18 protein-coding genes and 2 pseudogenes are annotated in these 22,586 nt (G+C 72.7%); 15 read left to right on the top strand and 5 right to left on the bottom strand.

Annotated elements, in window-relative coordinates:
• Positions 1 to 27: 27 nt before the first annotated feature.
• From JL106_RS22440 to JL106_RS05725, 3 genes and pseudogenes are all read right to left on the bottom strand, one after another.
• Positions 28 to 81: pseudogene (locus tag JL106_RS22440) on the bottom strand (hypothetical protein); the annotation flags it as partial.
• Between the two features lie 22 nt (positions 82 to 103).
• A pseudogene (locus tag JL106_RS22435) lies at positions 104 to 316 on the bottom strand (DUF1990 family protein); the annotation flags it as partial.
• A gap of 52 nt (positions 317 to 368) precedes the next feature.
• Positions 369 to 1,727 carry a TrpB-like pyridoxal phosphate-dependent enzyme gene (locus JL106_RS05725; protein ID WP_205259744.1) on the bottom strand — a complete coding sequence of 453 codons (1,359 nt, stop codon included), beginning with the start codon at positions 1,725 to 1,727 and terminating at the stop codon, positions 369 to 371.
• Between the two features lie 170 nt (positions 1,728 to 1,897).
• Here JL106_RS05725 and JL106_RS05720 point away from each other — a divergent pair, with 170 nt between their 5' ends.
• The 4 genes from JL106_RS05720 to arc all read left to right on the top strand — a co-directional run bounded on the left by JL106_RS05720 (position 1,898) and on the right by arc (position 6,104).
• Positions 1,898 to 2,161, top strand: coding sequence for a phosphoribosyl-ATP diphosphatase (locus tag JL106_RS05720; RefSeq protein ID WP_205259743.1), 264 nt, complete (start codon positions 1,898 to 1,900; stop codon positions 2,159 to 2,161).
• Between the two features lie 80 nt (positions 2,162 to 2,241).
• Positions 2,242 to 3,108, top strand: coding sequence for an ATP phosphoribosyltransferase (hisG, locus tag JL106_RS05715; protein ID WP_205259742.1), 867 nt, complete (start codon positions 2,242 to 2,244; stop codon positions 3,106 to 3,108).
• Between the two features lie 104 nt (positions 3,109 to 3,212).
• Positions 3,213 to 4,067: a tRNA (adenine-N1)-methyltransferase gene (locus JL106_RS05710; RefSeq protein WP_407940110.1), complete on the top strand. Its 855-nt coding sequence runs from the start codon at positions 3,213 to 3,215 to the stop codon at positions 4,065 to 4,067.
• A gap of 228 nt (positions 4,068 to 4,295) precedes the next feature.
• Entirely contained in the window at positions 4,296 to 6,104 is a 1,809-nt protein-coding gene (gene arc, locus JL106_RS05705; protein ID WP_328841456.1) for a proteasome ATPase, read from the top strand.
• A gap of 75 nt (positions 6,105 to 6,179) precedes the next feature.
• Here the strand turns inward: arc and JL106_RS05700 are convergent, their stop codons facing one another.
• Positions 6,180 to 7,394, bottom strand: coding sequence for an FUSC family protein (locus tag JL106_RS05700; protein ID WP_205259741.1), 1,215 nt, complete (start codon positions 7,392 to 7,394; stop codon positions 6,180 to 6,182).
• Between the two features lie 86 nt (positions 7,395 to 7,480).
• Here JL106_RS05700 and dop point away from each other — a divergent pair, with 86 nt between their 5' ends.
• The 7 genes from dop to pafA all read left to right on the top strand — a co-directional run bounded on the left by dop (position 7,481) and on the right by pafA (position 15,299).
• Positions 7,481 to 9,010: a depupylase/deamidase Dop gene (gene dop / locus JL106_RS05695; protein ID WP_205259740.1), complete on the top strand. Its 1,530-nt coding sequence runs from the start codon at positions 7,481 to 7,483 to the stop codon at positions 9,008 to 9,010.
• Between the two features lie 168 nt (positions 9,011 to 9,178).
• Positions 9,179 to 9,373, top strand: a complete 195-nt coding sequence (locus tag JL106_RS05690) for a ubiquitin-like protein Pup (protein ID WP_205259739.1) — start codon at positions 9,179 to 9,181, stop codon at positions 9,371 to 9,373.
• Positions 9,370 to 10,254 (top strand): proteasome subunit beta, encoded by an 885-nt coding sequence (gene prcB, locus JL106_RS05685; RefSeq protein ID WP_328841452.1) that lies wholly within the window; start codon positions 9,370 to 9,372, stop codon positions 10,252 to 10,254. The genes JL106_RS05690 and prcB overlap by 4 nt, the downstream gene beginning before the upstream one ends.
• A gap of 104 nt (positions 10,255 to 10,358) precedes the next feature.
• The gene (prcA, locus tag JL106_RS05680; protein ID WP_205259738.1) at positions 10,359 to 11,219 is read left to right on the top strand and encodes a proteasome subunit alpha; all 861 of its coding nucleotides are present in this window, start codon (positions 10,359 to 10,361) and stop codon (positions 11,217 to 11,219) included.
• Between the two features lie 75 nt (positions 11,220 to 11,294).
• The gene (locus JL106_RS05675) at positions 11,295 to 12,791 is read left to right on the top strand and encodes a hemolysin family protein (protein ID WP_205259737.1); all 1,497 of its coding nucleotides are present in this window, start codon (positions 11,295 to 11,297) and stop codon (positions 12,789 to 12,791) included.
• A complete protein-coding gene (locus tag JL106_RS05670; protein ID WP_205259736.1) occupies positions 12,788 to 13,930 on the top strand; it encodes a hemolysin family protein in 1,143 nt (380 codons plus the stop codon). The genes JL106_RS05675 and JL106_RS05670 overlap by 4 nt, the downstream gene beginning before the upstream one ends.
• A gap of 10 nt (positions 13,931 to 13,940) precedes the next feature.
• Complete coding sequence (gene pafA / locus JL106_RS05665) at positions 13,941 to 15,299, top strand: Pup--protein ligase (RefSeq protein WP_205259735.1); 1,359 nt, start codon at positions 13,941 to 13,943, stop codon at positions 15,297 to 15,299.
• 43 nt (positions 15,300 to 15,342) lie between these two features.
• Here the strand turns inward: pafA and JL106_RS05660 are convergent, their stop codons facing one another.
• Complete coding sequence (locus JL106_RS05660; protein WP_205259734.1) at positions 15,343 to 15,897, bottom strand: FxsA family protein; 555 nt, start codon at positions 15,895 to 15,897, stop codon at positions 15,343 to 15,345.
• A gap of 174 nt (positions 15,898 to 16,071) precedes the next feature.
• On the opposite strand from JL106_RS05660, the gene JL106_RS05655 reads away from it, so the two are divergent.
• From JL106_RS05655 to JL106_RS05640, 4 genes are all read left to right on the top strand, one after another.
• The gene (locus JL106_RS05655) at positions 16,072 to 17,238 is read left to right on the top strand and encodes a helix-turn-helix transcriptional regulator (RefSeq protein ID WP_205259733.1); all 1,167 of its coding nucleotides are present in this window, start codon (positions 16,072 to 16,074) and stop codon (positions 17,236 to 17,238) included.
• The gene (locus JL106_RS05650) at positions 17,235 to 18,347 is read left to right on the top strand and encodes a helix-turn-helix transcriptional regulator (RefSeq protein WP_205259732.1); all 1,113 of its coding nucleotides are present in this window, start codon (positions 17,235 to 17,237) and stop codon (positions 18,345 to 18,347) included. Before JL106_RS05655 ends, JL106_RS05650 begins: the two co-directional genes overlap by 4 nt.
• A gap of 239 nt (positions 18,348 to 18,586) precedes the next feature.
• Positions 18,587 to 19,501, top strand: coding sequence for a twin-arginine translocase subunit TatC (gene tatC / locus JL106_RS05645; RefSeq protein WP_205260041.1), 915 nt, complete (start codon positions 18,587 to 18,589; stop codon positions 19,499 to 19,501).
• Positions 19,502 to 19,658: 157 nt separating this feature from the next.
• Complete coding sequence (locus tag JL106_RS05640; RefSeq protein ID WP_205259731.1) at positions 19,659 to 22,517, top strand: DEAD/DEAH box helicase; 2,859 nt, start codon at positions 19,659 to 19,661, stop codon at positions 22,515 to 22,517.
• Positions 22,518 to 22,586 lie beyond the last annotated feature (69 nt).

Genomic DNA, 22,586 nt, shown 5'->3' with positions numbered 1-22,586 from the left:
GCTCTGCACCATCCGGCCGACCGGTCCGCCGAGCCGGGCCAGGAGCGTCGCCGGTCGGGACGACGCGACGATGCGCAGCACCACCGGGGAACCGGCACGGGGCGCCGATGCGCACCCGGCCGATGCCCACACCCAGCACCACCCGGGCACCGACGTGCACCGCGTCCTCGGCGTCCACCGGCAGGCCGGCCCCGTGCTGCACCTGCCAGTGCAGGACGGCGTCCGCGGCCGCGGTGAACCGGGCCTCGCCGGCGCCGATCCGCACGGTCCGGTCGATCAGGAACGAGCCCGGCGGCGGCGTGGGCGGGGACGTCAGCGTGCCGCCGACGGGGCGTCGGTGACGTCCTCGCCGGCACCACCACGACGCGTCACCCGAGGACCGGGACTGCGGCGAGCGCCCGGGCCAGGTCCTGGTCGGACAACCCGGAATCCACCATCTGCCCGCGCAGGTAGGCGTCGTAGGCGGCCAGGTCGAGCAGCCCGTGCCCGCACAGCGCGGTGACGATCACCTTCTCCTGGCCGGACTCCTTGCAGCGCAGGGCCTCCGCGATCGTCTCGGCCAGCGCGTGGGTCGGCTCGGGCGCCGGCACGATGCCCTCGGTGCGGGCGAACTGCAGTGCGGCGGAGAAACACTCGGTCTGCTCGACCGAGACCGCCTCCATCAGGCCGAGTTCGTACACGTGCGAGATGAGCGGTGCCATGCCGTGGTAGCGCAGGCCACCGGCGTGGATGGGGTCGGGCACGAAGTCGTGGCCGAGGGTGTGCATCTTCATCAGCGGCGTGAGCCCGGCCGTGTCGCCGAAGTCGTACCGGTACTCACCCCGGGTCAGCGACGGGCACGACGCCGGCTCGACCGCCCGGATCTCCGGCGACATCCGGCCGGCCAGCTTCTCTCGCAGGAACGGGAAGGCCAGGCCGCCGAAGTTCGAGCCACCCCCGGTGCAGCCGATGATCAGGTCGGCCCCGTCCTCGCCGGCCTTGGCCAGCTGCAGCAGCGCCTCCTCGCCGATGACGGTCTGGTGCAGCAGCACGTGGTTGAGCACGGAGCCGAGCGCGTACTTGATCTCGGGGGACTGCGCGGCCACCTCGACGGCCTCCGAGATGGCGATGCCCAGCGATCCGCTGTGACCCTCGGGGAAGGCCCGGCCCGACGCGGTGAGTCGGGACGGCGACCGGTGCACAGTGCCGCCGAAGGTCTCGATCACGGTGCGGCGGTACGGCTTCGCGTCGTACGACCCACCGACCTGCCAGACCTCGCACTCCAGGCCGAACAGCGAGCAGGCGAAGGCCAGCGCGGTGCCCCACTGGCCGGCCCCGGTCTCGGTGGTCAGCTTCTTCACGCCCGCCTTGGCGTTGTAGTACACCCGCGGCACCGCGGTGTTCGGCTTGTGCGAGCCGGCGGGGGAGACACCCTCGTACTTGTAGTAGATCCGCGCCGGCGTGCCCAGCGCCTGCTCCAGGCGGTGCGCGCGGAACAGCGGCGACGGCCGCCACAACCGGTAGACGTCCTGCACCTCGTCCGGGATGTCGATGTACCGCTCGGTCGAGACCTCCTGCGCGATGAGCTCCATGGGGAAGAGCCCGGCCAGGTCGTCCGGGCCGACCGGCTGGTGGGTGCCGGGGTGCAGCGGCGGTGGCGGCGGCGTGGGCAGGTCGGGCACCACGTTGTACCAACGCGTCGGCATCTCGGACTCGTCGAGCAGGTACTTGTGCTGACGCACGGCCATGACTTCGCTCCGATCGTGACAGTGATCGTTCGGGCTGGGACCAGCCGCAGGCTGATGATCACTTGGGGGCACTCCTGGACCGGGCACAGTAGCGACCGGCGCCGGGTCGGGCAGCGCGGACCGTCGGGCGCGTCCGGAGCGGTGCCCGCGGTCTGCGACAATCGACCCCTGTGAAGACCTTCGACGCGCTGTTCGCCGAGCTGACCGACCGGGCCGCGACCCGACCGGCCGGCTCCGGGACGGTGCAGGCGCTCGACGCCGGGGTGCACGCCCAGGGCAAGAAGCTGCTGGAGGAGGCCGGCGAGGTCTGGCTGGCCGCCGAGCACGAGGACGACGAGGCGCTGGCCCTGGAGATCTCGCAGCTGCTGTACCGGGCGCAGGTCATCATGATCGGCCGCGGCCTGAGCCTGGAGCAGGTCTACCGACACCTGTAGGGCGCCGGCGCCCACTCCGTCGGCTCCTGGACTCCCCAGCCGCACCTGCCCGCCGGGCACCTCCACGAAGGAAACGTTCCATGCTGCGCGTCGCTGTCCCGAACAAGGGGACCCTCAGTGAGCCCGCCGCCGCCATGCTCCGTGAGGCGGGGTACCGGCAGCGGACCGAGGCCCGCGATCTCACCGTCCTGGACACCGCCAACGACGTCGAATTCTTCTTCCTGCGGCCCAAGGACATCGCCGTCTACGTCGGCTCGGGCGAACTCGACCTGGGCATCACCGGCCGCGACCTGGCCCAGGAGTCCGGTGCCGAGGTGCACGAACTCGTCGAGCTCGGCTTCGGCCACTCCTCGTTCCGGTACGCCGGGCCGGCCGAGCGCGAGTGGCACGTCGCCGACCTGGCCGGCAAGCGGATCGCGTCGGCCTACCCCAACCTGGTCCGCGCCGACCTGGCCGCCCACGGCATCGAGCCGGCCGAGGTGACCCGGCTGGACGGCGCGGTGGAGATCTCCATCCAGCTCGGCCTGGCCGACGCCATCGCCGACGTCGTCGGCTCCGGACGGACGCTGCGCCAGCACGGGCTGGTCGCCTTCGGCGACGTGATCTGCGCGTCGCAGGCCGTCCTCATCACCCGCAACGGGGCCGCACCCGGCGAGACACCCCAGATCGCGCAGCCGGTGCGCCAGCTGGCCAACCGCCTCAGGGGTGTCGTCCTGGCCCAGCAGTACGTGATGCTCGACTACGACTGCCCGCGGAGCCTGCTCGAGCGGGCCACTGCCATCACCCCGGGCCTGGAGTCGCCGACGGTCGCGCCGCTGGCCGAGCCGGACTGGGTGGCCGTGCGCGCGATGGTGCCCCGTGCCGAGGCGAACCCGGTGATGGACGCGTTGGCCGAGCTGGGCGCCAAGGCCGTGCTGGCCTCCGACATCCGGTCGTGCCGACTGTGACCGGGCCTGGGGACGACACCACCGAGGACGGGCTGGCCGACCTCGATCTGCCGGCTCCGGATCTCGTCGAGGCCGGTCCCGCAGCTCTCGAGCCCCACCCGTCGGTGCCCACCGCGCGCGCCGTGTCCGGTCCGTTCGCGCCCGGCGACCGGGTGCAGCTCACCGACTCCAAGGGCCGCAAGTACACGATGGTCCTGGAGGCCGGCGCGACCTACCACACCCATCGCGGCGCACTGGCCCACGACGACCTGATCGGGCAGCCCGAGGGCAGCGTCATCACCTCGGCGGGCGGGTCGCCGTACCTGGCGCTGCGGCCGCTGCTCACCGACTACGTGCTGTCCATGCCACGCGGCGCGGCCGTCATCTACCCCAAGGACGCCGCTCAGATCGTGCACTGGGGCGACGTGTACCCGGGGGCGCGGGTGCTCGAGGCGGGCGCCGGCTCCGGGGCGCTGACCTGCTCGCTGCTGCGTGCCGTGGGACCCACCGGACGCGTCATCTCCTACGAGATCCGCGAGGACCACGCCGACCACGCCATCCGCAACGTGGAACGGTTCTTCGGGCACCGCCCGGAGAACTGGACGCTCACCGTGGCCGACCTGGCCGAGCACCGCGCTGTCGCCGATCCCGAGGTGGACCGGGTGGTGCTGGACATGCTGGAGCCGTGGGCGATGCTGCCCACGGTCGCCGACGTGCTCATCCCCGGTGGCGTGTTGGTCGTCTACGTGGCCACCACCACCCAGCTGTCCCGGATCGCCGAGGCGCTGCGCGAGCAGGGCGGCTGGACCGAGCCGTCGGCGTGGGAGTCGCTGCACCGCCCGTGGCACCTCGTCGGGCTCGCCGTCCGGCCGGAGCACCGGATGATCGGGCACACGGCCTTCCTGCTCACCGCCCGACGGCTGGCGCCCGGCGTGATCGCCCCCCGTCCGCAGCGACGACCGACCGCGTCGGGGCGCTGACGACCGCGTCCCGACGGCCGCCGTCCGACCGCCTCCCCCGGCCTCCGCGCAGAGCCGGCGACGGTGACGCTGGGTGAGTTGCCGGTGGATCACATTCCTGTTGCGTGACCGCGCGGCGGATCCCGATCGTCTGTCCAGATGCGTCCGGACCTGTTGAGATCCAGGGGTACCCGTCGGGGTGACGGGTAGGCTCGAGTCTCGGGTTGCTCCGACCACCAGGAGGCCACTGTGACGGAACATCGATCGCCCGGGCAGGCGGAGGGCCCCGCCGGCGCCTCCGATCGGGACGCCACGAGCACGGAGCCGGACGCCGTCCGCCTGAGCATCCAGATCCGCGCGCTCAACGACGAAGTGGCCCAGCTCCGCCGGCGCCTGGCCACCGGGGGGTCGGATTCCCGCGCGATCGAACGGCAACTGTCCGAGTCGGCATCCCGGATCGCCGCGCTCTCGGAGCGGAACGAGAAGCTGGTCGTCACCCTGCGCGACGCGCGGGCGCAGCTGCTGCAGCTCAAGGAGGAGGTCGACCGGCTGGCCCAGCCGCCGAGCGGTTACGGCGTCTTCCTCGGCCCCGGGCCGGAGAGCACGGTCGAGGTCTTCACCGGTGGCCGCCGGATGCGGCTCGCGGTGTCGCCGTCGGTGGACGTCACGACGCTGCAGCGTGGTCAGCAGCTGCGACTGAACGAGGCGCTCACCGTGGTCGAGGGCGGGTCGTTCGAGCTGATCGGCGAGGTGTGCGCGCTGCGTGAGCTGCTCGGCGGCGACCGTGCGTTGGTCGTCGGGCACGCCGACGAGGAACGGGTCGTCCACCTGGCCGCGCCGCTGTTGGACTCGCCGCTCAAACCGGGCGATTCCCTGCTGGTCGACACCAAGGCCGGCTACGCCTACGAGCGGGTGCCCAAGTCCGAGGTCGAGGACCTGGTGCTGGAGGAGGTCCCGGACGTCGCCTACGAGGACATCGGCGGGCTGGGTCGACAGATCGAGCAGATCCGCGACGCGGTGGAGCTGCCGTTCCTGCACGCCGACCTGTTCCGGGAGTTCCAGTTGCGGCCGCCGAAGGGCGTGCTCCTCTACGGCCCGCCCGGCTGCGGCAAGACGCTCATCGCCAAGGCGGTGGCCAACTCGCTGGCCAAGCAGGTCGCCGAGGCCCGGGGCGAGGAGAAGCTGACCAGCTACTTCCTCAACATCAAGGGTCCGGAGCTGCTCAACAAGTACGTCGGCGAGACCGAGCGCACCATCCGGATGATCTTCCAGCGGGCGCGCGAGAAGGCCTCGGACGGCACCCCGGTGATCGTCTTCTTCGACGAGATGGACTCGGTGTTCCGCACCCGCGGCACCGGCGTCTCCTCGGACGTCGAGACCACGATCGTCCCGCAGCTGCTGAGCGAGATCGACGGTGTGGAGGGGCTCGAGAACGTCATCGTGATCGGCGCCTCCAACCGGGAGGACATGATCGACCCGGCCATCCTGCGTCCTGGCCGGCTCGATGTGAAGATCAAGATCGAGCGCCCCGATGCCGAGGCGGCGCGGGACATCTTCTCCAAGTATCTGATCGACGGACTGCCCATCCACCCGGACGACCTGGCCGAGTTCGGCGGCGACCGCACCGGCACGATCGCCGCGATGATCCAGCACACCGTCGAGCGGATGTACGCCGAGACCGACGAGAACCGGTTCCTCGAGGTCACCTACGCCAACGGTGACAAGGAGGTCCTGTACTTCAAGGACTTCAACTCGGGCGCGATGATCCAGAACATCGTCGACCGGGCCAAGAAGTCGGCCATCAAGGAGCGGCTGGACGCCCGGATCACCGGCGCCTCGGTCGGCACCGGCCTGCGGGTCTCGCAGCTGCTCGACGCGATCGTCGACGAGTTCGCCGAGAACGAGGACCTGCCCAACACCACCAACCCGGACGACTGGGCGCGGATCTCGGGCAAGAAGGGCGAGCGGATCGTCTACATCCGCACCCTGGTGTCCGGCAAGCAGTCCGAGGGCTCCCGGGCCATCGACACCGCGTCGAACACCGGCCAGTACCTCTAGTCCGCCCATCCCGGGGCCGGACGCCGACGGCGTCCGGCCCCGCGGTGCGTCCGGCGTCGGCGGGACGGGGGGCCGTCAGGCGCCGGCCAGCCCCAGGTCGGTCGGGTTGGACAGACCGGCCGCAGCCCGCAGCCCGCCGTCCAGTTGGTCCAGGATGCGGCTGGTCTCCACGACCAGGGCGCCGAGCAGGATGCCGCGACCCAGGTTGGCGGCGACCATGTCGGCGACGTCGGCGTTGATCCGTTGGATGTGCCGGCGAGCGGCGCCGATCGCCGTCTCGGCATCGGCGACGGCCCGCGGCGTGCGTTCGGTGTCCAGCAGGGCTTGGCCGAACCGCTCGACGGCATCGGCGGCATGGCCGAGCATCTCGGACGCCATGGTGTACGGCGGCTGGCTGCCGTCCTCGGCCGACGGCACCTTCAGCGCGGTGTCCCGCAGGGTCCGGGCCAGCACCCGGACCTGCACCTCGACGATCCGCATGGTGTCCACCGCCTGCTCGACGTCGCCCAGGACCGCGGCCCACCCGCCGCGGCCCGGTACGAGTTGCAGGGACTGACCGGCGGTCTCGACCTCGCGTTCGGCCTCCGCGGCGCGCCCGGTCTGGCCGCGGGCGTCCCGCAGCCAGTGCGCGGTCTGCTCGGCGCGCCACGGCCGGCCGATCCCGTCGGCCATCTCCTGCAGCACGTCGAGGACGCCGTCGACCAGGTTGGCCGCCGCCCGCCTCGCCTGTTGCACGTGGTTCGGCGGCACGATGAGCAGGTTCACCGCGACCGCGACGCCCGCCCCGATGAGCGTGTCCAGCAGGCGTTCCGGTCCGGTGCTCGATCCGATGGCCAGCACGAACAGTCCGCTCACCGAGACCTGGACGGCCGCACCACCGCCCAGCCGCAACAGCCGGCCGATGAGCACGCAGACGAACACGGTCAGGCAGATCGACCAGACGTGCAGGCCGACCAGGCCGCCGAGCAGGATGGCCACCGCGATCCCGGCCAGCACGGCCAGGATCTTCTCGGCCGCGTCCCGCACCGACGCCTGCACCGTGAGCAGCGCGATGAGACAGGCGCTGATCGGCGCCCAGATCGGAGCGGCCGAGTGCGTCCAGAGCAGGGCCAGCTGCCAGGCCACGCCGGCGGACACCGCGACCTTGACCGCCTGCAGCAGGGTGCGGCGGTCGATGCCGACCAGCCGGCGCAGCCGCGCCCGTCGCGACCCGCCGATGCGTCCCGGCCGCAACCGCGAGCCGAATGGTCGCAGCCGGTCCGTGGCGCGCTGACCGCTGCCGTTGCCCATGGGACGATCCTGCTGCACGCGGCCGCTGGGGTCCGCCGCGCACCGGCGGCGCCGGTCGCGTCGCACCGGCCGTCTAGATTCGACGCATGTCGGTCAGACGCATCATGGGCACCGAGGTCGAGTACGGGATCTCGGTGCCGGGGGACAGCTCGGTCAACCCGGTCATCTCGTCCACGCAGATCGTGCTGGCGTACGCGGCGTCGGTGGCGGCGCCCCGGGCGCGCCGTCCGCGCTGGGACTACGAGGTGGAGTCGCCGCTGCGGGACGCCCGCGGGTACGACCTGTCCAGCCTGTTCGGCACCGCGGAACCGGACGTCGATGACATCGGCGCCGCCAACGTCATCCTGTCCAACGGCGCCCGTCTGTACGTCGACCACGCGCACCCGGAGTTCTCCGCGCCCGAGGTGACCAACCCGCTCGACGCCGTGCTGTACGACAAGGCCGGCGAGCGGGTCATGGAGCGGGCCGCCCAGCTGGCCGCGGCGGTGCCGGTGGCGCCGGCCGGGGCGGCCAACCGGGTGCAGCTGTACAAGAACAACGTGGACGGCAAGGGCGCCTCCTACGGCACCCACGAGAACTACCTGTGCCGCCGCGACACGGCGTTCCCGTCGATCATCGCCGGCCTGCTGCCGTTCTTCGCCACCCGTCAGGTCTTCACCGGCGCCGGCCGGGTCGGCATCGGCCCGTCGGGCCAGCACGAGGGCTTCCAGCTCGGGCAGCGCTCGGACTACATCGAGGTCGAGGTCGGGCTGGAGACCACGCTCAAGCGGGGCATCATCAACACCCGCGACGAGCCGCACGCCGACGCCGACCGGTACCGCCGGCTGCACGTCATCATCGGCGACGCCAACCTGGCCGAGCTGGCCACCTACCTCAAGGTCGGCACCACCGCCCTGGTGCTGTCGATGATCGAGGAGGGCTGGCCGCTGCCCGCGGTGGAGCTGCTGCACCCGGTGGCCGCCGTGCACCAGGTCTCCCACGACCCGTCGCTCCGGGGCACCGTGCCGCTCGCCGACGGCCGTTCGTTCACCGGTCTGGACGTGCAGCGGGCCTACCACGAGGCCGCGACGGCCTTCGTGGACGACCGGTTCGGCGCGGACGCCGACGAGCAGACCCGGGACGTGCTGCAGCAGTGGGGACGGGTGCTGGACACCCTGGCCGTCGACCCGCTGCAGCTGGCCGACGAGCTCGACTGGCCGGCGAAACTGCGCCTCCTGGAAGGGTTCCGCAGCCGTGACGGACTCGGGTGGGGCGCCCCGCGGCTGGCCCTGGTGGACCTGCAGTACTCCGACGTGCGGCTGGACAAGGGGTTGTACAACCGGCTGGTCTCGCGGGGGGCGATGAAGCGGCTGGTCACCGAACAGGCGGTCGAGGCAGCCATCACGACACCGCCGGAGGACACCCGCGCGTACTTCCGCGGCCGCTGCGTGGCCCAGTACGCCGACAAGCTGGCCGCCGCGTCCTGGGACTCGGTCATCTTCGACGTCGGGCGGGAGAGTCTGGTCCGGATCCCCACCCTCGAGCCGAGCCGGGGCACCAAGGTCCATGTCGGGGCGCTGCTGGACGCCGCCGCCGACGCGGCCGAGCTGGTCGACAGCCTCACCCGGCGCAGCTGACCGCAGCGGCGGCGACCGGCCGGGTGCGGCGGGTCGTCCGTGCAGTGGGCTGTCGGACCCGCTGGGTAGTGTTTGCACCAGGTTCACGCCGGTCACGGCTCCGCCTGCCCACGGACGGTCGTGGGCAGCACGCGACCGACGGCCGCACACGGCAGGACGGAGATCGTCATGGCTCAGGAACAGACCACCAGGCAGGGTGGCGGCGGCGACGAGGACGCGACCGACGGCGCCTCCGCCGCAGGTCAGGAGCGCCGGGAGAAGCTGGCCGCGGAGACCGACGACATCCTCGACGAGATCGACGACGTGCTCGAGTCCAACGCCGAGGACTTCGTCCGTTCCTATGTGCAGAAGGGCGGCCAGTGAGCGACCGCGCCATCGATCATCCGGGCTGGCCGGTGTCCGCGGTGCCAGCGGCGTACCTGCGACCCGGGTCCGCGTCGTTCACCGACTTCCTCGCCGCCGCCGAACCGCAGTTGCTGCCCTGGCACGGCCGATCGGAGTCCGACCGCGCCGGTCTGAGCTCCCTGCACGGTGCGGTCCCGCACGGCACGACGATCGTCGCGCTGACCTTCGGCGGCGGTGTGGTCGTCGCCGGCGACCGCCGGGCCACCATGGGCAACCTCATCGCCCAGCGGGACATCGAGAAGGTGTTCCTGGCCGACTCCCATTCCGCGGTCGGCATCGCCGGTACCGCAGGCCTGGCCGTCGAGATGGTGCGGCTGTTCCAGCTCGAGCTCGAGCACTACGAGAAGATCGAGGGCGTCCGGCTCTCGTTGGACGGCAAGGCGAACCGGTTGTCCGCGATGATCCGCGGGAACCTGGGCGCGGCCCTCCAGGGCCTGGCTGTGGTGCCGCTGTTCGCCGGCGTGGAGATCCCGGGCGACGGCGTCACCGCACCCGGCGCGCCGGGCGTGGGTCGGGTCTTCTCCTACGACATCACCGGCGGCAAGTACGAGGAGCACGACTTCTACGCCGTCGGGTCGGGGTCGCTGTTCGCGCGCTCGGCGCTCAAGAAGCGGTACGACCGGGCGGCCGACGCCGACACCGCGGTGCGCGCCGCCGTCGAGGCGCTCTACGACGCCGCGGACGACGACACCGCGACCGGTGGACCGGATCTCACCCGCCGGATCTACCCGGTCGTGGTCGTCATCGGCGCCGACGGCGCGGTGCGGCTGGCTGACGACGCGGTCGGCGAGGTCGCCCAGGCGGTCGTCGCCGGTCGCATGGTCAACCCCGGCGGCTGATCCGCCCGGGGTGACCTGTCCGCCTCGATCCCGCTCGTTCCGCCCGTTCCGTGCCCGGACTCCGCCCGGGGCCGGACCGACTTCGTCCTGGAGCTGTTGCCGCCGTGACCATGCCGATCTACGCCTCGCCCGAGCAGTTCATCCGGGACCGATCCGAGTACGCCCGCAAGGGCATCAGCCGGGGCCGCAGCGTCGTCGTCACCACCTACCGCGGCGGTGTGCTGTTCGTGGCCGAGAATCACTCACCGACCCTGCACAAGGTCAGCGAGATCTACGACCGCATCGGATTCGCCGCGGTCGGCCGGTACAACGAGTTCGAGAACCTGCGCACCGCGGGCATCCGTCTGGCCGACGTGCGCGGCTTCTCCTACGACCGGCGGGACGTCACCGGCCGGTGGCTGGCCAACGCGTACGCGCAGACGCTGGGCTCGATCTTCTCCGAGCACCAGAAGCCGTACGAGGTCGAGGTGTGCGTGGCCGAGGTCGGCCGGCCCGGCGCCGGGCCTGCCGCCGTGCCGGACGCCTCGGTCGTCGACCCGGGCGGCGTCGACCAGCTGTACCGCATCTCCTACGACGGCTCGATCATCGACGAGAGCCGCTTCGTGGTCATGGGCGGCACCACCGAACCGGTGATCAGCGCGCTGAACGCCAGCTTCTCGCCCGGCTGGGACCTGGCCGGCGCGCTGGGCGCGGCCGTCGCCGCCCTCGGCACCGTCGGCGACCAGGCGCCGCGGACGCTGCTCCCGGCCCAGCTGGAGGTGGCCGTGCTGGAGCGGGGCCGGCCCGGCCGGACCTTCCGGCGGATCGGGTCGTCCGAGATGGCCGCCCTGCTGCAACCCGCCGGTGAGACCGCGGCCCCGGCCGCCGGCAGCTCGACGGAACCGACGGGCTCCGGCGCGGCGCCGGAGCCGGTGGACGCCGAGCACGCCGGCGCCGACCTGCCCCGGGAACCCGGCGCTGACTGACCTCCCGGCGGTGGGGCGGTCGTCCAGTAGCGTGCTCGCCAGCACAACGGACGGGTCGGGAGCGCTGAGCATCTGGTGATCACCCAATGGGTGTTGCTGTTCGTCGGACTGGTCCTGATCGCCGGCACGGCCCTGTACGTCGCCGCGGAGTTCAGCCTGGTCACCGCCGATCGGGCCACCGTGTCCCGGCAGGCGGCCGAGGGTGACCGCGGCGCACGGATGCTGATGGCCGGCTTCCGCAGCCTGTCCACCCAGCTGTCGGGCGCGCAGGTCGGCATCACCGTCACCACCCTCGCCCTCGGCTTCGTGATGGAGCCGTCGCTGGCCTCGTTGCTGCAGGGGCCGCTGGAGTGGACCGGCATCCCGGAGCGGGTGGCCGGCAGCATCTCGGTCACCGCGGCGCTGGTCATCGCGACCGTGTTGTCGATGGTCTTCGGCGAACTGGTGCCCAAGAACATCGCCATCGCCGATCCGCTGGACACGGCCAAGACCGTGGTGCTGCCGATGCGCATCTCCACCATGTTGTTCCGGCCGCTCATCTGGGTGCTGAACGGGATCGCCAACGGCGTGCTGCGGCTGATCGGCATCGAGCCGCAGGAGGAACTCCGGTCGGCGCGGTCGTCGGTCGAGCTGCACTCGTTGGTGCGCCGCTCCGCCGCCCAGGGCACCCTCGAGGCGCCGACCGCCGGGCTGTTGGCCCGGTCGATCGCGTTCTCCGGCAAGAGCGCCGCCGACGTCCTCACCCCGCGGGTGCGGGTCCGCTTCGTCAAGGCCTCCGACCCGGCCGACGAGATCCTGGCCGCCGCCGTGGAGACCGGGCACTCGCGGTTCCCGGTGTCCGGGGAGGACTCCGACGACGTCGTCGGCCTGGTGCATCTGAAGCGGGCAGTGGCCATCCCGCCGGACGAGCGCTCCGGCGTGCAGGTGCGACAGCTGATGGTGCCGGTGCCGGTGGTGCCCGAGTCCATCCCGCTGGACGACCTGCTCGACCAGTTGCGCCGCCGCGGCCTGCAGATGGCGGTGGTGGCCGACGAGTACGGGGGCACCGCGGGGATCCTCACCCTCGAGGACGTCGTCGAGGAGCTGGTCGGGGAGATCCAGGACGAACACGATCCCCGGGTCAACCGCGGTGAACGCCGCGCCGACGACACCTGGCTGCTGCCCGGCACGCTGCGCCCCGACGAGATCGAGGAGATCACCGGCGTGAGCCTGCCGGAGTCGGGCGCGTACGAGACGGTCGCCGGGCTGCTCATCGCCGGGCTGGGCCGGATCCCCGTGCCGGCCGACACCGTCACCGTCCCGGCCACCATGGCCGCCTGGTCCCGGCTGGGCGCGACCACGCAGGTGCCCGCGGACGAGCCGGTCGCCGGTCGGTCCGAGGACGACCTGCCCCGGGCGGTGCACGTCCGGCTCACGGTGCAGCGCATGGTCCGTCGCCGGGTCGACGCGGTGGTCCTGTCCGCGGTCGGGCTGGACGACGACCGCGATCCGCCGGACGAACGCACCGACCAGCCCCGCCGTGATCAGATCGAGGGTGACCGGTCCGGGTCGCGGGACGGGAGCGACCGATGACCGGCAGCTGGTTGCTGTTGCTGCTGGTGGTGGTGCTGCTGATGGCCAGCGCGTTCTTCGTGGCGGCCGAGTTCTCCCTCATCTCGGCCCGACGCAGCGTCATCGAGCCGCTCGCGGTGAGCAGTGCCCGGGCCCGCTCCACGTTGCGGGCCATGGAGCAGGTGTCGGTGATGATGGCCACCGCCCAGCTCGGCATCACCCTGTGCGGCGTGCTGCTCGGGGCCCTCGGCGAGCCGGCGGTGGCGTCGCTGCTCGAGCCGGTCTTCCACGACCTGGGTGTCCCGGACGCCTGGTTGCACCCGGTCGCGCTGACCATCGCGCTGCTGCTGGTGGTGTCCGCACACGTGGCACTGGGTGAGATGGTCCCCAAGAACATCGCCATCGCCGGTCCCGAGCGCACCGCGATGATGCTGGCGCCGCCGCTGCAGGCGGTGGCCACGGCGATCGGACCGGTCGTCCGCGGGCTCAACCACCTGGCCAACGCGGTGGTGCGGCTCACCGGCCGGGAACCTCGCGACGAGGTCGCGTCGGCGTTCACCCGCGAGGAGGTGGCCGACCTGGTCGCCCAGTCGCACACCGAGGGGCTGCTGGACGCCGAGGAGCACCAGCTGATCACCTCGGCGCTCGACCTGGACACCGCACCGGTCACCTCGGTGCTGGTCCCGGACGAGGCCGTGGTGTCTGTCCCGGTCGGAGTGACGCCCGCCGAGGTGGAGCGGGCCTGCCAGCGGACCGGCTTCTCCCGGTTCCCGATCCGCCGGGAGGACGGCCGGTTCATCGGGTACCTGCACATCCGGGACGTCGTCGGGTTGGAGGACGTGCGGGACCTGCCGGTGCCGCCGGAGGCGATCCGGCCGTTGCCCGTTCTGACCGCCGACACCGACCTGCGCACCGCGCTGGACCGGATGCGCCGGCAGGGCGCGCACATGGCCCAGGTGCGTTCGGCGGACACCGGACCGACCGAGCCGCGTCCCGGGCAGGTGGCCCCGGGCGCCGGCGAGCAGACCATCGAGCCGGACCGGCGCCGGGGCCTGGTCATGCTCGAGGACGTCATCGAGACCCTGATCGGCGAGATCCGCGACGCGACCCGCCGGTCGCCCTACCCGGTTCCCAGCAGCACGCGGCGGCCGCAGGCATAGGGTCGCAGGCATGCAGCGGCGGATCCTGGGGATCGAAACCGAGTTCGGCATCACCTGCACGTTCCACGGGCAGCGCCGGCTCAGCCCGGACGAGGTGGCTCGGTACCTGTTCCGCCGGGTGGTGTCCTGGGGACGATCGTCCAACGTCTTCCTGCGCAACGGGTCCCGGCTGTACCTGGATGTCGGCTCGCACCCCGAGTACGCCACCGCCGAGTGCGACGACCTGCCCACCCTCATCGCCCACGACAAGGCGGGGGAGCGGATCCTGCAGGAACTGGTCGTCGACGCCGAGGCCCGGCTGGCCGAGGAGGGCATCGGCGGCGACATCTACCTGTTCAAGAACAACACCGATTCGGCGGGCAACTCCTACGGCTGCCACGAGAACTTCCTCATCACTCGGGGCGGCGAATTCTCCCGGATCGCCGACGGACTCATCCCGTTCCTGGTCACCCGGCAGCTCATCGCCGGCGCCGGCAAGGTGCTGCAGTCGCCGCGCGGCGCCACCTACTGCCTGTCCCAGCGGGCCGATCACATCTGGGAGGGGGTGTCCAGCGCCACCACCCGGTCCCGCCCGATCATCAACACCCGGGACGAGCCACACGCCGACGCCGAGCGGTACCGGCGCCTGCACGTCATCGTGGGCGACTCGAACATGAGCGAGACGACCACGCTGCTCAAGGTCGGCAGCGCCGCCCTGGTGCTGGAGATGATCGAGGCCGGCGTCCCGCTGCGCGACCTCACCTTCGAGAACCCGATCCGGGCCATCCGGGAGATCTCGCACGACATCACCGGACGGCGGCCGGTGCGGCTGGCCGCCGGCGGCGAGATCAACGCGCTGGACGCCCAGACCGAGTACTACTCCCGGGCCGCCGACCACGTCGCGCGGCGCGGCAGCGATGCGGTCAGCGAGCAGGTGCTCGATCTCTGGCGCCGGGTGCTGGAGGGCGTGGAGACCGGCGACCTGCGCAAGGTCGACACCGAGATCGACTGGGTGATGAAGAAGAAGCTGATCGACAGTTATTCCGAGCGGCACGGTCTGGAACTGGCCAGCCCGCGGATCGCGCAGCTCGACCTGACCTACCACGACGTGCGGATCGGCCGGGGCCTGCACAGCCTGCTGACCGCCCGCGGCCAGGCTGCCACCGTGGTCACCGAGGAGCAGATCCAGCAGGCCACTGAACTCCCGCCGCAGACCACCCGGGCCCGGCTGCGTGGTGAGTTCGTCGCCGCCGCCCAGGACGCCGGCCGTGACTACACGGTCGACTGGGTGCACCTGAAGCTGAACGACCAGGCGCAGCGCACCGTGCTGCTCAAGGATCCGTTCCGAGCCGAGGACGACCGGGTCACCAAGCTCATCGAGTCCATGTAGCGCCCGCCGGCCTCGGGTTGTGCACCAGGGCCCGGCCGTCCGGTCAGTGCTTGCGCAGGTCCGGCCGGCCCGAGGTGTCCGGTTCGTCGACCACCGTGCCGTCGACCACCGTGCCGTCGACCACCGTGCCGTCGATCACCGGGGCGCCGGTCGGCCGGCGGGTCGCCGAGCCGCGAGTCGAACCATCGACCGAACCATCGACCGAGCCATCGATGATGGGGCCGCCGGTCCGGATCCGCAGGGTGCGCAGACCCGGCGTGCGCCGCTCGGCGGCCCGGACCATCCGGTGGCCGATCAGGTGCCGGGTCGGGGGCAGCAGCAGCAAGAGACCCAGCAGGTCGCTGACGAACCCGGGCACGATGAACAGCACGCCGCCCAGGGCGATGAGCAGGCCGTCGGTGACCTCCTCGGCGGGCAGTGCGCCCCGCCGTCCCGCGCCGGACAGGGCGCGCAACGCACGGGCCCCCTCGCGACGGGCGAGCAGCACGCCCAGGACGGTGCTGGCCAGCAGGGCGAGCAGGGTCCAGCCGACCCCGATCCAGGACCCCACGGCCAGGAGCACGACGATCTCGAGCAGCACGAACACGAGCAGCGGCATGCCCGGTCCAACGAACGACGAGCCCGTCCTGATCCCGCCCGGCGCCGCGGACGCGTGCCGATCCCGTCCGGAGCGGGTGAGCGCGGTCTGTGAGCCACCTCCGCCGCAGCGGCCGCGGGGCGTTCCGGCCGGTCGCTGCCCGGTCGCGGGCACCGGCTGTGACAGGCTGATCCCGTGGCGACGGCGAAGGCGGAACGGCTGCTGAACCTGGTCATCGCCCTGGTCAATGCGCCCCGGTACCGCACCGCCGGGTGGATCCGGGAACACGTGGCCGGGTACGGCGACGCGCCGTCCGACGAGGCGTTCTTCCGCATGTTCGAACGGGACAAGCAGGAACTGCGCGCGCTGGGCATCCCGGTGCAGACCCAGGACGGCGTGGGCGACGGCTACCGCATCCAGCGGGCCGACCTCGCCCTGCCCCATCTGCGGTTCACCCCGGCCGAGGGAGCGGCCCTGGCCCTGGCCGGCCGGCTGTGGGAGACCACCGCCCTGGCCGCCGCGGGTGCCGGCGCGCTGCGCAAGATCCGGGACGCCACCGACGGCGCGCCGCTGGCCCCGGCCAGCGACGTGCTGCAGCCCCGGGTCCGGACCGCCGACCCGGCTTTCGCGCCGCTGTACACCGCGGTCCGGGACCGGCGGCTGGTCACCTTCCCGTACCGCACCGGGGGAGCGCCGTCGCTGCCCGCCCGGGACGCCGACAGCGGCAACGTGCCCGGCGCCGTCGAGCGGACGGTCGAACCGTGGGGCCTGGTCTCCCGGCGCGGGCGCTGGTACCTCGTCGGCTGGGACCGCGACCGGCAGGACCGGCGGGTGTTCCGCCTGTCCCGGATCGCCGGCGCCGTCACCGCCGTGGGCCGGGCCGGGGCGGTGATTCCACCGGTCGAGCTCGACCTGGCCGCCGAGGTCGCGGACCGCCCGGAGACCCAGGGCGCGACCGAGGCCCGCCTGCTCATCCGGGAAGGACGGGCCGCCGGACTGCGCCGTTCGGCGACCTACGCCCACCCCGCCCGGTCCGAGCGCCCGGCCCACCCTGCCGATGCCGCTCATCCCGACCGGTCCGACCAGCCGGACGACCGGACCGGATGGGACGAGGTGGTCGTCCCGGTCCGGCACCTGATCGACACGGCCCGCAGCATCGCCGAACACGGCCCGGACGTCCTCGTGCTCGATCCGCCCGAACTCCGCGACGCGGTGATCGCCGGTCTGCGCCGGTCGGTCGCGGCGGGACCACCGGCGCCGGCGCCGGGCGCACCGGCACCGACCGCGATCACCGAGCAGCTCACCGAGCAGCTCACCGAGGTGCCTGGGCTGCCCGACCGGGACGGCGGGGAGCGATCGTGAGTGACGCGGCGGGGACCCGGCTGGCCCGCATGCTCGCCATGGTCCCGTACATCTCACGGCGCCCCGGGTTGTCGCTGGCCGATCTCGCCGCCGAGTTCGACGTCGACGTCGACCAGGTCACCGCGGACCTCAACCTGCTGATGGTCTGCGGCCTGCCCGGCTACTACCCGGACGACCTCATCGACGTGGTGCTGGACGAGGACGGCGGCACCGTCTCGATCGCCTTCGACGCCGGCCTGGAACGGCCCATCCGGCTGACCGGGGACGAGGCGATGGCACTCACCGTGGCCCTGCGCGCGCTGGCCGAGCTGCCCGGGCTGGTCGACGCGGCGGCCGTGCACTCCGCGCTGGCCAAGCTCGAGGCCATCAGTGCGGTCGGCGCGAACGCTCCGGCAGGCCCGTCCGGCCTGCCGGGTGCGCCGGCCGCGGAGGCGGACGGCGACGGACCGGCCGCCCCGGTGCAGATCGCCGCGGCCGATCCGGCGCCCGCCCTTCCCGCGGTCCGGGCCGCGCTCGACGCCCGCCGCCAGGTGTGGATGCGGTACTACACGGCGTCGCGCGACGTCGTCACCGAGCGCACCGTGGACCCGATCCGACTGCTGGTCACCGAGGGGCACGCCTACCTCGAGGCGTACTGCCACCTGGCCGGAGCGGTCCGGCACTTCCGGGTCGACCGCATCGATCAGGTGCGGGTGCTCGACGAGCCGGCGCAGGCGCCGCTGTGGGTCGAGTCCGCCGTGCCCGAGCGGATGTTCCATCCCGACCCGCAGCTGCCCGCGGCGACGCTGCGGCTGCTGCCGGCGTCGCACTGGATCGCCGAGTACTACCCGGTCGAGGTGGTCTCCGATGGCCGGGACGCCGGCGCACCCGCTCCGGGCGGCCCGGTCGCGCCCGGTGGTGCGCCCACCCCCGGCGACCTGGTGGTGCGGATGCAGGCCGGTGACGAGTGGTTGATCCGGCTGGTGCTGGGTCAGTCTGGGAGCGTCGCCGTGATCGACCGTCCTGACCTGATGGCGGAGGTCGGGCGACGGGCCGCGGCCGCCCTGGCCGGGTACGGCGAGGGCGTCCCGTCGGTCGAGGACGGTCCTGGACCGGTCGTGCCTGCGTAGACTGCGCCCGGCGGCACCCGCGTGCCGCCGCTGTTCCCGGCCGGTCCGGCTGTCGGCGGTCGCTGCGACCCGGTCGGTGTCCGGCCATCCGGCGGGTGCCCGGCCACGAACCACGGGCACCCTGGCCCCCGGCCGACTGCCCGGCCCGCACCTGCAGAGGAGTCGCCCCGGTGCCGAAGTTCTCGCTCCCGCGACTGCCGATGGTGCGACGCCGCAGGGAACGTGCGACCGACGGCAGCATGCCGCTCATGGAGCACCTGTACGAGCTCCGCCGCCGGCTGTTCTTCGCCGTCCTCGGCCTGCTACTGGGCACCGTGCTGGGGTTCATCTGGTTCGGCGTCCAGGTCGGTCCGATCCCGAGCCTGGGCGACATCCTGACCCGTCCGTACTGCGCGGTGCCGACGGAGTACCTGGCCGACATCAGCGACGCCCAGGGATGTCAGCTGCTGGCGACCGGTCCGTTCAGCATCCTGCAGATCCGACTCAAGGCCGCCCTGATGGCCGGCGCGGTGCTGTCCAGCCCGATCTGGCTGTACCAGCTGTGGGCGTTCGTCGCGCCCGCGCTGTACTCCCGGGAGAAGAAGTTCGCGGTGACCTTCGCGGCGTCCGCCGCCGTGCTGTTCGCCGGTGGCGCCGTCCTGGCCTACATCGTCATCTCCGAGGGCCTGTCCGTGCTGCTCGGGATGGGCGCCGACACGGCGGTGGCCGCCCTCGACCCGGACAAGTACTTCAGCTTCCTCATCGCGATGCTGCTGATCTTCGGCGTCTCGTTCGAGCTGCCGCTGCTGCTCATCATGCTGAACCTGGCCGGTGCGGTGACCGGTGCGAAGCTGGCCAAGGCCCGCCGGTACGCGATCTTCGGGCTGGTCGTGTTCGCCGGCCTGGTCGTGCCGGGCAACGACCCGATCACCATGCTCGCTCTGGCCGTGGCCCTGGTTCTGCTGTACGAGGTCGCGGTCCAGGTGTCGCGTCTGCACGACCGGCGCAAGGCCAAGCGACTGGCCGCCGAAGGCCTCGGCGAACTGTCCGACGACGAAGCCTCCGTGCTGCCCGGAGGCGCCGGCGGCGGCGTGGCCGTCGATCCGGTGGCTCCGCCCGCCGCGGTGGCCGACGCCGACCCGGTGGCGCCGCCGAAGCGGACCACCGACAGCTGATCGGCGCCTGTCCGACAGCTGATCGGCGCCGTGGGCGGGCCGGTGCGCTGCCTGCCTGCGATGGCCGCCCACGACGGTGTGTCACGCTGGGTGGGTGACACGGGCACGGCGCGATGACGGGACGGCTTCATCGGCGGCGGATCCCGACGGTCCGCGGATGGCCCGACGTTCCGGGCGGCTGCCCGGATCCCTGCCGGACGAGGACGGCCCGCGTGACGGCGAGGAGTCGGCCGCACTGTCACCCGCCGAGCGGTACGCCCGGTCGCGGCAGCGGGCGGAGTACCCCGCGATGCACGAGTTCGCGGCGACCCGGCCGTTCCGGCTGGACCAGTTCCAGATCGACGGCTGCCGCGCGCTGGAGGACGGGCTGGGCGTGCTGGTGTGTGCCCCGACCGGTGCCGGCAAGACCGTCGTCGGCGAGTTCGCCGTGCACCGCGCGCTCACCGAGGGCGGCAAGTGCTTCTACACGACGCCCATCAAGGCGCTGTCCAACCAGAAGTACGCCGACCTGGTCGCCCAGTACGGGCCGGACCGGGTCGGGCTGCTGACCGGGGACACATCGATCAACTCGCACGCGCCGGTGGTGGTGATGACCACCGAGGTGCTGCGCAACATGCTGTACGCGGGCTCGGCGGACCTGGCCGGGCTGACCGCCGTGGTGATGGACGAGATCCACTACCTGGCCGACAAGTTCCGCGGGGCGGTGTGGGAGGAGGTCATCCTGCATCTGCCCAGCGAGGTGCAGCTGGTCGGCCTGTCGGCCACCGTCTCCAACGCCGAGGAGTTCGGCTCCTGGCTGCAGGAGGTACGCGGGCACACCGCGGTGGTGGTGGACGAGATCCGGCCGGTGCCGTTGTGGCAGCACATGCTGGTGGGCCGGCGGCTGTACGACCTGTTCTCCGCCGGTCCGGAGGAGGGCGGCGAGCGGCACGCCCGGGTCGACCCGGCGCTGACCCGGGCGGTCGCCGACGCCGAGTCGCTGGCCGACCGGTTCGGCGGCGGGCGGCGGGGCGGTCCGCAGGCCAGGGCCGGATCACCCGGCCGAGGACGCTCGGAATTCCGCGGGGGGCCGCGGTGGCGCCCGCCCAGCCGTGTCGAGGTGATCGAACGGCTGGACGGCAACGGGTTGCTGCCCGCCATCACCTTCATCTTCTCCCGGGCCGGGTGCGACGCGGCCGTCGCGCAGTGCGTACGGTCCGGGATGCGGTTGACCACCGAGCACGAACGCGAGCTGATCCGGCAGATCGTCGATCGGCGGACCGCCGAACTGCCCGAGGCCGACCTCGGCGTACTGGGCTACTGGGAGTGGCGCGAGGGGCTCGAGCGCGGCATCGCCGCGCACCACGCCGGCATGCTGCCCGCGTTCAAGGAGACGGTGGAGGAGCTGTTCGTCGCCGGGCTGGTCAAGGCGGTCTTCGCGACCGAGACGCTGGCCCTGGGCATCAACATGCCGGCCCGCACCGTGGTGCTGGAGAAGCTGGTCAAGTTCAACGGCGAGGGTCACGTCGATCTGACCCCGGGGGAGTACACCCAGCTGACCGGCCGGGCCGGGCGGCGCGGCATCGACGTCGAGGGCCACGCGGTGGTGCTCTGGTCGCCCGGGGTGGACCCGCGCACCGTCGGCGGTCTGGCCTCCAAACGCACCTACCCGCTGCGGTCCTCGTTCCGGCCCAGCTACAACATGGCCGTCAACCTGGTGCACCGGCTCGGACGGTCCGCAGCCAAGGAGCTGCTCGAGCAGTCGTTCGCCCAGTTCCAGGCGGACGCGGCGGTCGTCGGGCTGGCCCGGCAGGCCCGCCGCAACGCCGAGTCCGTCGCGCAGTACGCCCAGAGGATGCAGTGCCACCTGGGTGACACCGGTGAGTACCTGGGACTGCTCGACGAGATCAGTGCGACGGAGAAGGCGCTGGCCCGGGCCGGTTCCGCGCGACGGCGGGAGACCACCGCACGCGACCTGGCCCAGCTGCGCCGTGGCGACGTCATCGCCGTTCCGGCCGGTCGGCGTTCCGGCTTGGCCGTGGTGCTGGACCCGGGTGTGGACGCCGACGGGCAGGCTCGGCCGTTGGTGGCGACGTCCGGTCGCTGGGCCGGCCGGCTGTCCGCGCAGGACTTCCGCGGACCGGTGCCGGCCCTGGGCCGGCTCAAGCTGGGCAGGTTCACCGACCACCGCTCGGCCAAGGTGCGCCGCGACCTGGCGTCCGCGTTGGCGTCGTCCGGCATCGGGCTGCCGTCCCGCGCCGACCGCGACCGGGACCGGCCGGCCGCCGTCGAGGGACCCGGCGAGGCCGACCTGGCCATGCTGCGCCGGACGGTGCGGGCCCATCCGGTGCACGGCTGCGCCGACCGGGACCAGCACGTGCAGTGGGCGCGCCGGTGGTCCCGGTTGCGCACTGAGACCGACGCGCTGCAGCGCCGGGTGGAGGGAGCCCGGGGGTCGCTCGGGCAGGCGTTGGAGCGGATCCTGACCCTGCTGCAGGAGCGCGGCTACGTGCAGGGCGATGAGCTCACGCCGGCCGGTGCGATGCTGGCCCGGATCTGGTCGGAGAGCGACCTGGTGGTGGCCGAGTGCCTGCGCCGCGGGACGTGGTCGTCGTTGACCGGCGCAGAGCTCGCCGCCGTGGTGTCGGTGCTGGTGTACGAGGGCCGGCGGGAAGGGGGTCCGAGCCGGGCTCCGGCGGCCGGACCGGTCGGCGACGCGGTGTCGCAGACGGTGCGGACCTGGGCCGAGATCACGGGCCGGGAGACCGAACTGGGTCTGCGGGTCACCCGTGAGCCGGACGCCGGGTTCGTCGGCGCGGTGTCGGCGTGGGCCCGGGGCGGCAGTCTGGCCGAGGCGCTGACCGCCGCGGTGGCCGGAGGGACCGAGCTGTCGGCCGGCGATTTCGTGCGGTGGTGCCGGCAGGTCATCGACCTGCTGGACCAGCTCGGTGGTGTGGCGTCGGACCCGGTGGCGGCCGCCGCCCGGAACGGGGTGCGGGCGCTGCGCCGCGGCGTGGTCGCGCTCGGCGCCGGGTGATCAGGGCAGATCGGTGACCCGGCGACCCCGACCGGGTGCCGCGCAGCGGCCGGGCGGCGTGATTTGATC

The sequence above is a fragment of the Nakamurella leprariae genome (assembly GCF_016918035.1).
GTDB classification, from domain to species: domain Bacteria; phylum Actinomycetota; class Actinomycetes; order Mycobacteriales; family Nakamurellaceae; genus Nakamurella; species Nakamurella leprariae.
The sequence above is the reverse complement of the archived record's forward strand: the minus strand, read 5'-3'. Positions and strand labels throughout refer to the sequence as shown.